General features: G+C 66.2%; 10 protein-coding genes. 6 read left to right on the top strand and 4 right to left on the bottom strand.

The window, feature by feature from the left end; genetic code table 11:
- Window positions 1-56: 56 nt before the first annotated feature.
- The 3 genes from AC1DIM_RS09690 to AC1DIM_RS09680 all read left to right on the top strand — a co-directional run bounded on the left by AC1DIM_RS09690 (window position 57) and on the right by AC1DIM_RS09680 (window position 3644).
- The gene (locus AC1DIM_RS09690; protein ID WP_477710270.1) at window positions 57-1151 is read left to right on the top strand and encodes an aromatic ring-hydroxylating oxygenase subunit alpha; all 1095 of its coding nucleotides are present in this window, start codon (window positions 57-59) and stop codon (window positions 1149-1151) included.
- 28 nt (window positions 1152-1179) lie between these two features.
- A complete protein-coding gene (locus tag AC1DIM_RS09685) occupies window positions 1180-2193 on the top strand; it encodes a PDR/VanB family oxidoreductase (RefSeq protein WP_477710269.1) in 1014 nt (337 codons plus the stop codon).
- Window positions 2194-2306: 113 nt separating this feature from the next.
- Window positions 2307-3644 (top strand): MFS transporter, encoded by a 1338-nt coding sequence (locus AC1DIM_RS09680; protein ID WP_477710268.1) that lies wholly within the window; start codon window positions 2307-2309, stop codon window positions 3642-3644.
- Between the two features lie 75 nt (window positions 3645-3719).
- Here the strand turns inward: AC1DIM_RS09680 and AC1DIM_RS09675 are convergent, their stop codons facing one another.
- Window positions 3720-4364 carry an SIMPL domain-containing protein gene (locus tag AC1DIM_RS09675; protein ID WP_477710267.1) on the bottom strand — a complete coding sequence of 215 codons (645 nt, stop codon included), beginning with the start codon at window positions 4362-4364 and terminating at the stop codon, window positions 3720-3722.
- A gap of 2 nt (window positions 4365-4366) precedes the next feature.
- Window positions 4367-4804, bottom strand: coding sequence for a hypothetical protein (locus AC1DIM_RS09670; RefSeq protein ID WP_477710421.1), 438 nt, complete (start codon window positions 4802-4804; stop codon window positions 4367-4369).
- Between the two features lie 327 nt (window positions 4805-5131).
- Between AC1DIM_RS09670 and pheS the strand changes: the two genes are divergently transcribed.
- The 3 genes from pheS to AC1DIM_RS09655 are packed head-to-tail and all read left to right on the top strand — an operon-like array spanning window position 5132 to window position 9474.
- Entirely contained in the window at window positions 5132-6193 is a 1062-nt protein-coding gene (gene pheS, locus AC1DIM_RS09665; protein WP_477710266.1) for a phenylalanine--tRNA ligase subunit alpha, read from the top strand.
- Window positions 6194-6195: 2 nt separating this feature from the next.
- Complete coding sequence (gene pheT / locus AC1DIM_RS09660; protein ID WP_477710265.1) at window positions 6196-8739, top strand: phenylalanine--tRNA ligase subunit beta; 2544 nt, start codon at window positions 6196-6198, stop codon at window positions 8737-8739.
- 12 nt (window positions 8740-8751) lie between these two features.
- Window positions 8752-9474 (top strand): 4'-phosphopantetheinyl transferase family protein, encoded by a 723-nt coding sequence (locus tag AC1DIM_RS09655; RefSeq protein ID WP_477710264.1) that lies wholly within the window; start codon window positions 8752-8754, stop codon window positions 9472-9474.
- 56 nt (window positions 9475-9530) lie between these two features.
- On the opposite strand, the gene AC1DIM_RS09650 is transcribed toward AC1DIM_RS09655, so the two are convergent.
- Window positions 9531-10910, bottom strand: coding sequence for a M1 family metallopeptidase (locus AC1DIM_RS09650; RefSeq protein WP_477710263.1), 1380 nt, complete (start codon window positions 10908-10910; stop codon window positions 9531-9533).
- A gap of 53 nt (window positions 10911-10963) precedes the next feature.
- A complete protein-coding gene (locus AC1DIM_RS09645) occupies window positions 10964-14899 on the bottom strand; it encodes a Pls/PosA family non-ribosomal peptide synthetase (RefSeq protein WP_477710420.1) in 3936 nt (1311 codons plus the stop codon).
- Window positions 14900-15085 lie beyond the last annotated feature (186 nt).

Raw genomic sequence — 15085 nt, 5'->3', positions numbered from 1 at the left:
ATCTCTGGCAGGCACCTTCACCGAAGGTTGCCCGGCCACCCCGAAAGAGGTCAATGATGACTGTGCTTGAGTCCAGCAGTTCCACCACCAACAAAGTCCTCGGTCACCCACTGAACGCCTGGTACGTCGCAGCCTGGGACCACGAGGTGACCCGCAAACCGATGGCCCGCCGGATTGCGGACCGGCCGCTGGCCCTGTACCGCACCGAGGACGGCAAGGCCATTGCCCTGGCGGATGCGTGCTGGCACCGGCTGGCACCCTTGTCCATGGGCAAAACCGTTGGCAAGGACGGGATCCAATGCCCGTACCACGGCATCGTTTACAACTCCGCGGGGCGCTGTGCCTCCATGCCGGCGCAGGAGAGCATCAATCCCTCTGCCACAGTCCCGTCCTTCCCCGTGGTTGAGCGTTATAGGTTTGTCTGGGTCTGGCTGGGCGATCCGACCAAGGCGGACCCCGACCTGGTGCCGGATATGCACCAAATGGACAGCCCCGACTGGGCAGGTGACGGTGAGACGATTTTCGCGCCGTGCAATTACCAGCTGGTCCTGGACAACCTGATGGACCTCACTCACGAGGAGTTTGTCCACGCCTCCAGCATCGGCCAGGAAGAGCTCAGCGAATCCGACTTCGTGGTCACTCACGATGACCGGACCGTAACTGTCACGCGGTGGATGCACAATATCGATGCCCCGCCGTTCTGGCTCAAGAACATGCGGGACAAGTTCCCCGGCTTCGAAGGCAAAGTGGACCGTTGGCAGATCATCCGCTTCGAGGCGCCCTCCACTATCCGCATCGACGTCGGTGTTGCCAAGGCCGGCACGGGTGCCCCGGAGGGCGACCGCAGCCACGGGGTCAACGGCTATGTCATGAACACGATCAGCCCGGAGACTGCCAAGACCTGCCATTACTTTTGGGCCTTCATGCGCAACTATCGCCTGGACAGCCAGGTCATCACCACCCAGCTGCGCAATGGCGTCCATGGCGTGTTTGGTGAGGACGAAGCCATGCTGAAGGCTCAGCAGGAAGCAATCGACGCCAATCCTGACTACGAGTTCTACAGCCTGAACATCGACGCCGGCGGCATGTGGGTCCGCAGATTAATCGAGCGGATGCTCCAGGCAGAGGGCCGCCTGGCGGCGGCGCTCTGAGCGGCCCGGGACTACAGGGGAATAGACAATGGCAGCAACCAACAACGAGGTCTGGCAGTCCGCAAAGGTCGTAGCCGTCTCAGACGTGGCAACGGGCATCCGGCGCATCGAACTGGAACCGTCAGAGCCCAAGCAAGCAGAGCCCGGATCGCACATCGACGTTATGGTCACCATCAACGGCGGGCAGGAGAAGCGCTCCTATTCCGTGGTTGAATCCGTCGACGGCGGAAGCACCCTGGCCATCAGCGTCTTCAGAGCCCCCGTCTCCCGGGGCGGATCCGACTTCATGCACACGCTCAAGCCTGGTGACATACTCCGCATCACCCAGCCCCTGCAGAATTTTCCGCTGCGGGTCGGGGCAGAGCGTTACGTCCTGCTGGCGGGTGGCATTGGAATCACCGCAATCATGAACATGGCCGCGGTGCTTCGCAACGTCAAGGCGGACTACACCTTGGTCTACGCCGGCCGGACCCGAGCTGCCATGGCCTACCTGGAGGATCTGCAGGACCTCCACGGCGCCCGGCTGGAGGTCCACGTCGACGACGAAGGAAGCACCTTGGACGTGAGCGCTTTGGTAGGGGAAATCGACCCGGGCGTCGAACTCTATATGTGCGGACCTATCCGGCTCATGGATGCGGTCCGCCGCGGCTGGACCGAACGCGAACTGGAGCTGCCTGATTTGCGTTACGAAACGTTCGGCAACTCCGGCTGGTATGACCCGGAGGAGTTCCTCGTCCGCATTCCACGGCTGGGTGTCGAAGCCACAGTCGGGCAGGGCCGCTCCATGCTTGAGGCACTCGAGGACGCCGGCGTCGACATGATGTTCGATTGCCGCAAGGGCGAGTGCGGCCTCTGCGAGGTCCGCATCCTGGGCTTGAACGGCGCCGTCGACCACCGCGACGTCTTCTACAGCCAACGGCAGCAGAACGCTGAGGAGAAGATGTGCTGCTGCGTCTCACGGGCCGTCAGTTCCGCCAGCGGTTCCCGGGCCGACGCCAACAGCTCGGGCTTCCCGGCAGTCGTCACGATCGACGTGTCCTGACCGCGCCTGCCCCAGCACCCTTTGACTTACCCCGGACGGGCCGCGGACATCTCCCGCCGTCCTTCACAAGAATTGGCTCCCACGGGAGCTCCTGACTCTTCGAGGAAAACATAATGGATCTACGTGAACGTATAGACACCTCCCGAATGTCGCCGTACCAATGGCTGATCATCGGAATGTGCGTCCTGCTGAACGCCCTGGACGGCTTCGACGTCCTGGCGATGGCTTTCACGGCCAACGGGGTCACCAAGGAATTTGGCCTGACCGGCTCAGAGCTGGGTGTTTTGCTCAGTGCGGGCCTGGTCGGTATGGCGATAGGCTCTCTCTGCCTCGCCCCACTGGCAGACGCCATCGGGCGGCGGCCGATGATTTTGGCTGCAGTCGGCGTAGCTGGAGCAGGAATGCTGTTGGCCGCCACTGCCGGGGACATGGTGCAGCTGGGAATCTGGCGTTTGCTCACAGGACTCGGCGTCGGTTGCATCCTGGCATGCACAAACGTTATTGCCAGCGAATACTCCTCCAAGCAGCGGCGTGGACTGAGCATTGGCATTTACACGGCCGGCTATAGTGTCGGGGCGACCCTCGGAGGTGCTGCAGCTGTGTACCTCCAAAGCCAGTACGGCTGGCGTTCCGTCTTCGTCTTCGGCGGCATCAGCACTCTGAGCATTCTGGTCGTCCTGCTGTTCCTGCTGCCCGAATCCGTCGACTTCCTGGTGACAAAAAGGCCCCGGAACGTCCTGGATCGCTTGAATCGAATCGCACGCAAGACCGGGCACCCCGAAAGTGATTCCCTCCAGGACGCCGTTGTCTCGGCCAAGAAGAAGGCCAATCCAATTTCCGAGCTCATGTCAGCCTCGAACCGGCGGTCAACGCTGCTGCTCTGGCTGGCCTTCTTCACCACAATGTTCGGCTTCTACTTCGTCAACAGCTGGACCCCACGCCTGCTGGTCACCGCTGGCATGACTGAAAGCCAAGGCATTACCGGCGGACTTATGCTGACCTTGGGCGGAATCTTTGGAGCAGTCCTCTACGGCGTCGTCGCCACCAAATGGAACAGCAAGGTGGTCCTCGTGGCGTTCACTTGCCTGTCGTCCGTGATGATTGTCGTCTTCATCTCCTCTGCCTCTGTGATTGTGCTCGCCTTGGGCGCAGGCGTCCTCGTTGGCATGCTGATCAACGGCTGCATCGCCGGCCTGTACACGCTAGCCCCTTCCCTCTACCCTGCGTCGGTCCGCAGCACAGGGGTCGGGTGGGGCATCGGCATCGGCCGAATCGGTGCCATCATTGCGCCCCTGATCACCGGCGCCTTGCTCGACGCCTCATGGTCAGCCGTGCAGCTCTACCTCGCTGTCGGTGCCGTAGTACTTATCAGCGCCGTCGCTGTTGGAATGATCCGGTCCAAAGAGGTAATCGCGAAGGACGCGTCGGTGGAGGAGCTTAGCGGCGTCTGACGGCCACCTGACGTGGTGCACCTGGCTCCCGACACCCTTCACGCGTCGAGAGCCAGGTGCAGCCCCGCGCGGCCTTCAGGCCATCAAGTCCCACACCACAGTGACGCTGGCGCCGATGCTCGCGTGGCCGGCCTCGATACTGATGGCTTCGGTGGCGGCGGCGCGCTGCATCCTGGCCACCGGGACCGGTCCGGATGAGAGGGGGTGCTCAGCGACGGACACTACCGCGCCGAGGTGTGCCGAGGCGAGGGAGGCAAACTTCTCCGCCGCGGCAACGGCGTCCTGCCATGCGGTTTCCCGGGCCCGGGCAAGCACAGCGGATTCGTCCGCGAAGCCGAGCTCGAGGCCGTTCAGCCGCACATCGTCGCCGCCGGCCTCAACCACGGACGCGATAACGGCGGAAGCAGCAGCCACCCGCCTGACCCGCACGGTGAGGACGCTGGACGCCACGTACCCGGCCACCTGCTGGCCCTCGCCCTCGCGCCAGACAAGCTCCGGCCGGACGTTCAGCCCTGACGTCCGGATATCCGCGTCCGCCACGCCACTCCGGCGGAGAACTTCCGAAACGGCGGCGGACGCTGTCCCGGCGTCGGCATAGGCGGAGCCAACGCTCGTCCGGCGGCATTCGACGCCTACGGAAATGGTCAGCAGGTCAGGCGGCGCCTCGGCCGTTCCCGTTCCCGTCACGGTAACGGTTCTGATAGTGGTGTCGCCCGCCATGGTCAGACCTCGATTCCGCCGCGAGCCGGCTTTGGTGTCCTGGTGTCAACGTATCCGCCGGCTGCCAGGCCGGCCTGCCGTTCGAAGAAATTGGCTGACGCTGGGTTGCCGGTCCGAAGCAGCGACCAGCCCGCAGCCAGGAAGTACAACGGAAGGAAGGGGAGCCCCAGGCACCAGGCGTACTGGCTGCAGTGCCTTGCCTCATGCCCCAGGAGCGACCTGTTGGCTGTCAGCTGTTCAGCGCGGACCCGGCAGATGACGACGTTGCCCAGGGTGAACGCCCCGGCGAAGGGGACCCGCCACGTATAGCCGGAGGCGATGATCAGCCCTTTGGGCCCCTTTGTGATGGCCGTCCCGGCAGCCCGCGCCAGTGCCAAACCAAGCAGGGTGGTGCCATTGGCAAGGTTGACAAGCTGCCGCGCCCGCTGTGCCGCCGTCAAGTGCTCCGTCAGGTGATCCGTCAACGGCGGAATCGCGGCTGCTTTCTGCACACGCGCCATCGGCCATGCTCCTGCCAGACGCCATCGTTCTGTCATGAGGCCATGGTAGCCGGAGGGTTCAATTAGACTGATGGATAGTGGCCGCCGGTAATTCTTCAGTCGGTAATTTTCCAACCGGGTATTTCGCCAGCGGCCCTGCCCTGGTCATCGAGTGCATCCGTCGTGCATGGATTCACGAAATGACCTGCCAGTGACGGATGCGGTGCCGGGAGACCGCGCACTGCCGCACCTTCACCGGCAGCCCCGACTCGTAGCTAAGAACAGTAGATGACTGAAACTTTGCCGGGCGCCCCCATCCCGAACCCCACGGATGAAGCCGCCATCACTGCCGCTGTAGACCAGGCCATCGCCGCCATTGCCGGCGCAGGCTCCCTTGACGAACTCAAGGCGGTGAGACTGGCCCATACCGGTGAGAAGTCACCGCTGAGCCTGGCCAACCGCGAGATCGGCGGCCTGCCGAAAGACCAGAAGGCCGTAGCAGGCAAACTCATGGGCGCGTCCCGCGGCAAGGTCAACAAGGCGCTCGCGGACCGGACAGCCGAGCTGGAAGCCCAAAACGACGCCCGGATCCTGCTGGAAGAAACGGTGGACGTCACTGCCGCACCGCGCCGTCGTCGGGCCGGAGCACGCCACCCGCTCTCCACCCTGCAGGACCGCGTGGCGGACATCTTTGTGGGCATGGGCTGGGAAATCGCCGAAGGCCCCGAGGTGGAATCCGAATGGTTCAACTTCGACGCGCTGAACTTCAAGCCGGACCACCCGGCCCGCGAAATGCAGGACACCTTCTTTGTGGAGCCGCCTGAGGCCCACCTCGTGATGCGGACACACACCTCCCCGGTGCAGGTCCGTTCCATGCTGGAACGCGAGGTGCCCATCTACGTGCTGTGCCCCGGCAAGGTGTTCCGTACCGACGAGCTGGATGCCACCCACACGCCGGTGTTCCACCAGTTCGAGGGCCTGGCCATCGACAAAAACCTGAGCATGGCCGATCTCCTCGGCACGCTGGAGCACTTCACCCGGCAGATGTTCGGAGACGAGGCCTCCGTCCGGCTGCGCCCGAACTACTTCCCCTTCACCGAGCCGTCCGCGGAACTGGACATCTGGCACCCGGGTGCCAAGGGCGGTCCGCGCTGGATCGAATGGGGCGGCTGCGGCATGGTCAATCCCAACGTGCTCCGCGCCGCCGGCATCGACCCGGACATCTATTCAGGTTTTGCCTTCGGCATGGGCATCGAGCGTGCGCTGATGTTCCGCAACGAGGTTGGCGACATGCGCGACATGATCGAAGGCGACGTACGTTTCAGCGAGCACTTCGGGATGGAGATCTAACAGTGCGTATCCCACTTTCCTGGCTGCGTGAATTCGCAGCAGTACCGGCCGGAGCAACGGCCGAAGACGTTATGGCCGAACTGGTCAAAGTCGGTTTTGAAGAAGAGGCCGTCCACCGCCCCACGGACGCCCTGCAGGGCCCGGTTGTGGTGGGCCAGGTCCTGAGCATCGTCAAGGAACCGCAGACCAACGGCAAGACCATCAACTGGTGCCAGGTCCGCGTKGTCCCCGAAGGCCAGGCCCAGACCCTCACCGGCGAGGGCATCGACCCCTCCGGCGTCCAGGGCATCATCTGCGGCGCGCACAACTTCGTGGAGGGCGACAAAGTGGTAGTCACCCTTCCGGGGGCCGTGCTGCCGGGCGACTTCCGCATCTCCGCGCGGAAGACCTACGGCCACCTCTCCGCCGGCATGATCGCCTCGGTCCGTGAACTGGGCATCGGCGATGACCACGACGGCATCCTTGTCCTGTCCCGGATCGGGCTCGACCCGGAAATCGGCACGGATGCCATGGACCTGCTCGGTCTTTACGACCAGGCCGCCGAGATCAACGTGACCCCTGACCGCGGCTACGCGTTCTCCATCCGCGGCGCGGCCCGTGAATACGCGCACGCCACCGGAACGCCGTTCACCGATCCGGCGTCCAAGGTGCAGGCGCCGGCCGAGCTGACAGGTGGCTACGGCGTCAAGCTCAACGACGACGCCCCCATTTACGGCAAGCCCGGCTGCGACCGCTTTGTGGCCCGCACCATCCGCGGCGTGGACGCCACCAGGCCCACTCCGCCGTGGATGACCTCGCGGCTGAGGCTGGCCGGCATCCGCTCCATCTCCCTGCCGGTGGACATCTCCAACTACGTGATGCTCGAGCTCGGCCAGCCCACGCACTGCTACGACCTGGACAAACTGTCCGGTGACATCGTGGTCCGGCGTGCCGTGGCAGGGGAGAAAATCACTACCCTGGATGACAAAGAGCGCGCGCTCGACGTCGAGGACCTCCTCATCACCGACGGCTCCGGCGCGATCGGCATCGCCGGCGTGATGGGCGGCGCAGCCACCGAGGTGAGCGATTCGACGTCGAACGTCCTCGTTGAGGCCGCGCACTTTGACGAGGTGTCCATTGGCCGCTCCCGCCGCCGCCACAAGCTACCGTCCGAGGCGTCCAAGCGCTTCGAGCGGGGCGTGGACTGGCACGTGGCGGACATCGCCGCCCAGCGTGTGGTTGACCTCCTGGTGGAGCTCGCCGGCGGCGTCGCTGACCAGGCCGGGACCGACGTCGGGACCGCACCCGACGCCGTGACCATCACCTTGCCCGCGGGCTTCGCTGCCCAGCGGATCGGCATCGACTTCACCGAGGAGCAGATTGTCACCTCGCTCGTGGACCTCGGCGCCATGGTGGAGAAGACCGACGGCGGCTGGACGGTTACCGCCCCCAGCTGGCGCAACGACCTGGAAACCAAAGAGGACCTCACCGAGGAAATCGCGCGGCTGGTGGGCTACGAAAACATCCCCGCCACCCTCCCTGTGGCCCCTCCCGGACGTGGCCTGACCCGCGTGCAGCAGCAGCGCCGGCGGCTCATCCAGGCACTGGCGGACGCCGGACTGACCGAAGTCCTGGCCTACCCGTTCGTCTCCAAGGCAGCCAATGACACGTTCGGTGTGGCGGAGCAGGGCGCTGCCCGGCGGGCGATCAAGCTGGCCAACCCCATCAGCGCGGACCACGGCTACCTGCGGACGTCCAACTTGCCCGGGCTCATCGAGGTGGCCAAGCGGAACCACTCGCGCGGCTTCCGCGACCTGGCGCTTTTTGAATCAGGCCTCGTCTTCCTGCCCGGCGGGACGATGGGAACGCCGTCCATCCCGCCGCTGGGCGTCAAGCCCGCCGACGAGGTACTGGATGCACTGTACGACGGCGTCCCGGACCAGCCGCTGTACGTCGCTGCCGTCCTGACCGGCCATGATTCACCGGCTGCCGCTGGCCACACGCCGCGCTTGTGGGACTGGTCCGACGCGCTGGATATTGCCCGGCTCGCCGGCGAGGTCCTGGGCGTGGAGATTGTGGTCAGCCAGGGGGCGCACCAGGCGTTCCACCCGGGCCGCGCTGCTCAGCTTTCGCTTCGCACCGGTGAAGTCGTGGGCTACGCCGGCGAGCTGCACCCGAAGCTCCTGGCCGCGCACGACATGCCTGCCCGTTCCGTGGCGCTGGAGTTCAACGCCGATGCACTGTTCGAAGCAGCCGCGGATGTCATTGTGGCCCGCCACATCTCCACGTTCCCGGTAGCCACCCAGGACGTGGCCTTGGTTGTGCCGCAGGAGATCCCGGCAGACCAGGTCCTCGAGGCGCTGCGCGAAGGCGCCGGGGAGCTGCTGGAGGACGTGGCGCTGTTCGACGTCTATGCCGGCAAGGGCATTGAGAACGGCAAGAAGTCGCTGGCCTTCGGCCTGCGCTTCCGCGCAACGGACCGGACGCTGACGTCAGATGAGGCCTCGGCCGCCCGCGAGAGCGCCGTGGCCCTGGCCGCCGAGCGCTTCGGCGCCGTCCAGCGCTAGGCGCTGATCTCCGTGGCAGGACCGGCAACGGCGGTTCCGGTCCTGCGTTCCTGCCCTCCCGGTGATCCGGGAGGGCAGTTCGGGTTGTGGCCGGAACACGAAGGGTTCGGGCAGGGCCCGACGGCGGCTGGCGGGCGCCCGCTGTTGGGCCCAGCCGAGCTGGAGCGGGCAGCCGCCCTGGCGCCAGGACCGCGGGCCGGTTTTGTCGCTGGCAGGCTGGCCCTCCGAACGTTGGCCGCAGAACTGCTCAACGTTCCGGCGTCGGACCTCACCACGAATTTCAGCTGCCCCCGGTGCGGTACCGGCCCCGGCTTAGCTCATGGCAGGCCGGGCTACGCGTTCCGGGGAAAGCCGGTACCGCTGGCGCTGAGCCTCTCGCGGAGTTCCGGCTGGATCCTGCTTGGTGCCGTGGTGGAACCACCGGCCGGTGTAACGATCGGCGTGGACCTGGAGGGCCCGGCCCGGCTGGACTTTGACGGGTTCGACGCTGTTGCCCTGACCCTGGCCGAGCGTGCGGCACTTGCCGGGCTGTCCGGGGCCGCCCTTCTCGACGAGCGGGCCCGGCTGTGGGCGCGCAAGGAGGCGTGGCTCAAGATGAGCGGCCGGGGCCTCACCACCGCCCCGGACACGGTGGATATCCTGCATTGCGCGGAACTCCGTGACCTGGCCCCCGGGGAGGCGGGCCTGCCGCTGGACCTCCGCGCCGCCGTCGCGCTTTCAGCTACCGCGTCTTAGCGCACAGGCCGTCAGCGCACAGACCGTCAGTGCACAGGCCGTCAGCGCACAGACCGTCAGTGCACAGGCAGGGGCGGCAGGGCCGTTTCGTGGAGCCACGGGTGCAGCAGCGCCTCAGTATCCAGTCCGGTGGCCCGGTCCGCGGCGAGAATAAGGGCCGCGGTGGACACCGAAGCGTGCCGGTGGGTAGTGGTCCAGTCGTGCAGGAGGGCAAAAAACGCCAAATCACCGCACCGGACCCGCAGGGCGTGCAGGGCCAGGGCCCCGCGCTTGTAGACGCGGTCATCAAACATCAGCTCCGGACCCGGGTCACCGATGACGATGTCCTGGCTGCCGGACGCGAGCTTCCGCCAGGCCGCGGCGGCTCGGTCAGCCACGGGCATGACGCCGGCTTCCTCGGACCAGATCCACTCTGCGTAGCACGCGAATCCCTCGTGCAGCCAGATGTCCGCCCAGGTTGCGGCGGTGAGGGAGTTGCCGAACCACTGATGGGCGAGTTCGTGGGCGATGAGCCGTTGGGACTCCCACTCCTTCGTCAGGTGGTTCCGGCCCAGGATGGAGAGCGTTTGCGCCTCAAGGGGTATTTCAAGTTCGTCTTCAGTCACCACGACGGTGTATTCCGGGAAAGGGTAAGGCCCGAAGCAGCTTGCAAAGGTACGCATCATCTCCGGCTGCCTGGCCAGGCCCTCCCGGGCTGCTTGGGCCAATAGCGCCGGCACGGCCGCAAACTGGGGGACCTGCCCCTTCGCGGCGGCGGAGTCCAGCCTGAGCAGCTCGTAGCGGCCGATTTGCACCGTGGCAAGGTAGGTGGCCATGGGCTCCGGCTGCTCGTAGACCCAGGTCTCGCGGCTTGACCTGCTGCTGTGGGAGACAAGTGTGCCATTGCAGACCGCCCGGTAATTGGCGTCTGTGGTCACACTGATGCGGTAGCTGGCCTTTTCACCGGGGTGGTCGTTGCAGGGGAACCAGGATGCAGCGCCGTTAGGCTGGCCCGCCACCAGGACACCATCAGTTAACTCCTCCCAGCCGACTTCCCCCCAGAAACCGCGCCGGGGAGCAGGATTGCCCTCGTACTTGATGTCCAGGGTGAAGACTTCGCCGGCTGGCAGTGCAGTTTCAGGCACGATGACCAACTGCTCGGCGCGCTGGCTGTACTTGCGCACGCGCCGCCCGCTGAGCTGGATCTTGGTGGCCCGCAGCCCGGTCAGGTCCAGCACCAGGGCCGCCGTGCTGTACTGCGTGACAGCGTGCAGGACTGCGCGCCCGCTGAGGCGGTTGCTGCTGAGCTTGTAGTCAAGGTCCAGCTCGTAGCGGTTCACCCGATAGGCGTTGGTGCCATGGCCGGGCACATAGGGGTCCGGCGCTGACGGGCCTTGCTCCGAGGTGGGTGACGGGCCGGTACTGGCGACCGCGGGGCTCGGTGCGGGGGAACTCATAAGACGGTCTTTCCGATCAGGAGGGGCGGCAGGGACAGCTGGGTGGTGCGGGGCTATCTTGGTTTTGGCGCAGCCTTCGCGGGGCCACTCCAGGGACTCACCGGGTTGCCCATCCAGTACGTCGCGGCCGGAACCGATTCGCCACGCATGACCAGCGACGCCGGTCCCACTGTTCCACCGTTGCCGATGCTTGCCTGGGGCAGGATGACGCCGTGGGGTCCCATGGTTGCTCCGTCTTCGAGCGTAACAGTGTCCAGGCTCATGACCCGGTCGTGGAAGAGGTGCGTTTGGACCACACAGCCACGGTTGACGGTGGAATTCCGGCCGAGCGTTACAAGGTCCGCTTCCGGGAGCCAGTAGCTTTCACACCACGTGCCGCGGCCGATCTTCGCGCCGAGCGACCGTAGCCACCAGAGCAGGGCCGGCGTCCCGGTGGCTGCGCGTGCAAACCAGGGAGCGCTGACCATCTCGATGAACGTGTCCACTACCTCGTTACGCCAGATAAAGGAACTCCACAACGGGTGCTCACCTTCGCGGATCCGTCCCACGAGGACCCATTTGGCGACGACGGCGCTGCCCGCGGCCACCGCACCGGCCACCAGCATGACCACCCCGCCCACCGCAGCCGCAATTCCGTAGTTGTAGGCCGTTGCCAGCCAGTCGAACGCAAGCATCACACCAACCGCTATTGCCACCGTGGTCACCACCGGGACGAAGCGGCCCAGCTCCCACAGGCAACGGGCAAACTTGAGCCGCAGCGGGGGCTCGTAAGTGCGGGTGTCGTCCGAGGCGATGGCGGTGCGGCGGAGCCGCACGGGCGGGCTGCCCAGCCAGGATGTCCCGGATTTTGCCTTGGCCGGTGTGGCGGACAGGACGGCAACGAGAGAGTTCTTGGGCACGTTCCGGCCGGCGGCGGTCATGCCGGAGTTGCCGAGGAAGGAGCGCTTGCCGATCTTGGCCGGCGCAATCCGCAGCCAGCCGCCGTCGAGCTCGTAGGACGCCACCATGGTGTCGTCCGCCAGGAAGGCACCCTCACCCACCGTGGTCATCTTGGGGATCAGCAGGACAGTGGAGGCCTCAACGTTCTTGCCGATCTTCGCCCCGAGCAGGCGGAGCCASACSGGCGTGAAGAGGCTGGCGTAGAYSGGGAAGAGCAGRTCMCGGGCCAGGTCCAGAACCCGTTCGGTGGCCCAGACCTGCCAGCCGATCCGGCTGCGGACACGGTAGTAGCCCTCTTGCAGACCAATGCCCAGCAACCGCGTTGCGACCAGGATCAACAGGAGGTTGACCACGAACCAGGCGAGGGCTGCGGGCGCCAGGGAGAGCAGGATTTGAGGCACAGCCGCAGACAGCGATTCGCTTCCGCGGATGAAGGCGAAGATCACCAGGGCGGCGGCGGCGGCGGAAATGTAGGGAATGAGCGCCAGCGTGGCCGAGGCGAGGGAGAACCCGACGAACCAGAGCCGGCCAATCAGCCGGTGTTCTACCGGTGGGACCGGCAGTGTGTGTTTGGCCTTGCCCCGGCGTTCGGCGGGCGAACCGGCCACGTGGTGCCCGGCCTTCACCTTGCCCAGGACAGCCGAACCCGGTTCCACCTGTGCGCCCGCACCGATCGAAGCGCCGGGCATCAGCGTACTGCGCGCACCGACGCTGGCTCCGGCGCCGATGCGGACGGCGCCGATGTGGACAACGTCGCCGTCGATCCACCAGCCGGAAAGGTCCACCTCGGGCTCCACGTTCGACCCGCTGCCGAGGGACAGCAGTCCGGTGACCGGTGGCAGGGAGTGCAGCTGGACGTTATTGCCGATCGTGGCGCCCAAAGCCCGGGCGTAGTACGGCACCCACGGTGCACTGGCCAGGCTGATCGCGCCCGCCAAATCCTGGATCTGTTCCGCCAGCCACAGGCGCAGGTGGATCTTCCCGGAGCGTGGATACGTACCGGGGACCACCCTGCGGAGCAGGAACCGGGCCGCGGCGATGGAAATCAGCATGCGGCCGGCAGGGGAGACGAACACCAGCCAGGACGCGGCCACCCACCACCAGGACAGGGTGGGGGCAGCGGTGAAGCCTGCGAACGCGGCCAGCAGGTTGTTGGCCAGCATCAGGTACGTCAGCCAGCGCATCCCCACCAAAATGTGCAGTGGGATACCCATCAGTGTCTGGAAGATTTGGGACTTCAACGCGGTGGGGCGGACGGTCCTCGCCGGCGGCGGTCCTGCAGCCACCCCTTCCGGCAGGGACTGGCGGGCCGTATCAATTAGCGCGCCGATCCTGGGCGTCGCGTAGATGTCAGCGACGGTGATGGTGGGATAGCGCACCCGGAGGGCCGAAACCAGCTGGGCGGCCGAGAGCGAGCCGCCGCCGTAGGCGAAGAAGTCGGCGTCGAGGCTCGTTACAGGGCTGCCCAGGACGGCGGCCCACTGTTCGGCCACCCAGGCGGCGTCTTCGGGGAGGTTCAACGGTGCGGCGTCAGCATCGGCTGCGCCGGATCCGGTCAGTGGCCAGGGCAGCGAGTGGCGGTCCACCTTCCCGCTGGTTTTGGTGGGCAGCGAGTCCACCACAGTCAGCAGCGGAATGAGCGGGGCGGGGAGGCTTGCCGCCAAGTGTTCGCGGGCGGACACCAGGTCGAGATCCGCATCTGCGGCCGCCAGGTAGCCCACCAGGATTTGGTTGCCCGCCGCGGTGGTCTTAACGGCTGCGGCAGCTCCCGCGACGTGGGGGAGGGCTTGCAGGGCGGCGTCAATTTCACCCAGTTCGATCCGGCGGCCACCCAGCTTGACCTGCTCATCAGCGCGGCCCATAAAGATCAGGCCTTCGGCTTCGTAGCGGACCAGGTCGCCGGAACGGTAGGCGCGCTCCCAGCCGAAGGTGGGCATCGGCGCGTACTTCTCCCGGTCCTTGTCCGGATCCAGGTAGCGCGCCAAACCGACGCCGGCGATGATCAGCTCGCCGATTTCGCCTTCGCCGACGGGCAGTCCGTCGGTGTCCACCACGGCCAGGTCCCAGCCGTCCAGCGGCAGGCCGATGCGGACGGGGCCGGTGCCACCCAGGGGAGCGGCGCAGGCCACCACTGTGGCCTCGGTGGGGCCGTAGGTGTTCCAGACTTCCCGGCCCGGGACGGCGAGGCGCTCGGCGAGTTCGGGCGGGCAGGCCTCACCGCCGAAAATGAGCAGCCGGACGTTCTCCAAGGATTCAGCCGGCCACAGGGCGGCAAGGGTGGGGACCGTGGACACGGCGGTGATTCCGTGGTTGATGAGCCAGGGACCAAGGTCAGTACCGGTCCGGACGAGGGCACGCGGGGCGGGCACCAGGCAGGAGCCGTGGCGCCAGGCCAGCCACATCTCTTCGCAGGAGGCATCAAAGGCGACGGAAAGACCGGCCAGGACCCTGTCCTGTGGACCGAGAGGTTCCTCCTGAAGGAAGATCCTGGCCTCGGCGTCGACAAAGGCGGCGGCGGAGCGGTGCTGGACGGCTACGCCTTTGGGTGTGCCGGTGGACCCGGAGGTAAAAATGATCCACGCGTCGTCGCCTGGCGCCGCGAGGCGACGCTCGGCTGTGTTCTGCGCAGCTTCACTGCGACCGGCTTCACTGCGACCGGCATCGGTGTGCGCGGTTTCCTTGCCCTCGGCGTGGAGGCGCCCGGTGGAGTCCCGGGGCTCCGGGAAAGTGACTGCGTCCCCGCCGGTGAGGACTGCCGCGACACGCGCTTCGCCGAAGACCAGCCGGGCACGTTCCTCCGGATCGTCGGCGTCGACGGGCACGTAGGCGGCGCCGATGTAGAGGATGGCCAGGATCGAGACGTAGAGCTCGTTGGTCCCGGACGGTATGCGGACGCCGATCCGGTGCCCGGCGCCGAGACCCTCGGCCTGGAGGGCACGTCCCTTGGCCCGCACGGCGGCCATCAGGTCGGCGTAGCTCAGGGACCGCCGCCCGTCGTCGAGGGCCGACGCCTCGGGGAAACGGGTAGCCGAGTCCTCAAGTACGTCCATCAGGGTCCGCTCAGGCGGGGCCAGGGGCAAGCCGGGCAGCTGGGCGCGGTATAGCTCTTCAGGAAGGGATGCGACGACGTCAGGCAGATGCTCACTCACCGTCGAATTATGCCTTCCGAAGGTGAACGGAAGGTGTCCGTAATTAGTTGAAGGTTCACATTCCGTTCACTTCCGACTTGGCGGGTG

This window comes from Pseudarthrobacter sp. 01T43 (genome assembly GCF_056398665.1).
The sequence above is the reverse complement of the archived record's forward strand: the minus strand, read 5'-3'. Positions and strand labels throughout refer to the sequence as shown.

Coding starts and splice junctions, on each gene's coding strand:
- AC1DIM_RS09690 (WP_477710270.1), top strand. CDS start 57: ATGACTGTGCTTGAGTCCAGCAGTTCCACCACCAACAAAGTCCTCGGT.
- AC1DIM_RS09685 (WP_477710269.1), top strand. CDS start 1,180: ATGGCAGCAACCAACAACGAGGTCTGGCAGTCCGCAAAGGTCGTAGCC.
- AC1DIM_RS09680 (WP_477710268.1), top strand. CDS start 2,307: ATGGATCTACGTGAACGTATAGACACCTCCCGAATGTCGCCGTACCAA.
- AC1DIM_RS09675 (WP_477710267.1), bottom strand. CDS start 4,364: ATGGCGGGCGACACCACTATCAGAACCGTTACCGTGACGGGAACGGGA.
- pheS (WP_477710266.1), top strand. CDS start 5,132: ATGACTGAAACTTTGCCGGGCGCCCCCATCCCGAACCCCACGGATGAA.
- AC1DIM_RS09650 (WP_477710263.1), bottom strand. CDS start 10,910: ATGAGTTCCCCCGCACCGAGCCCCGCGGTCGCCAGTACCGGCCCGTCA.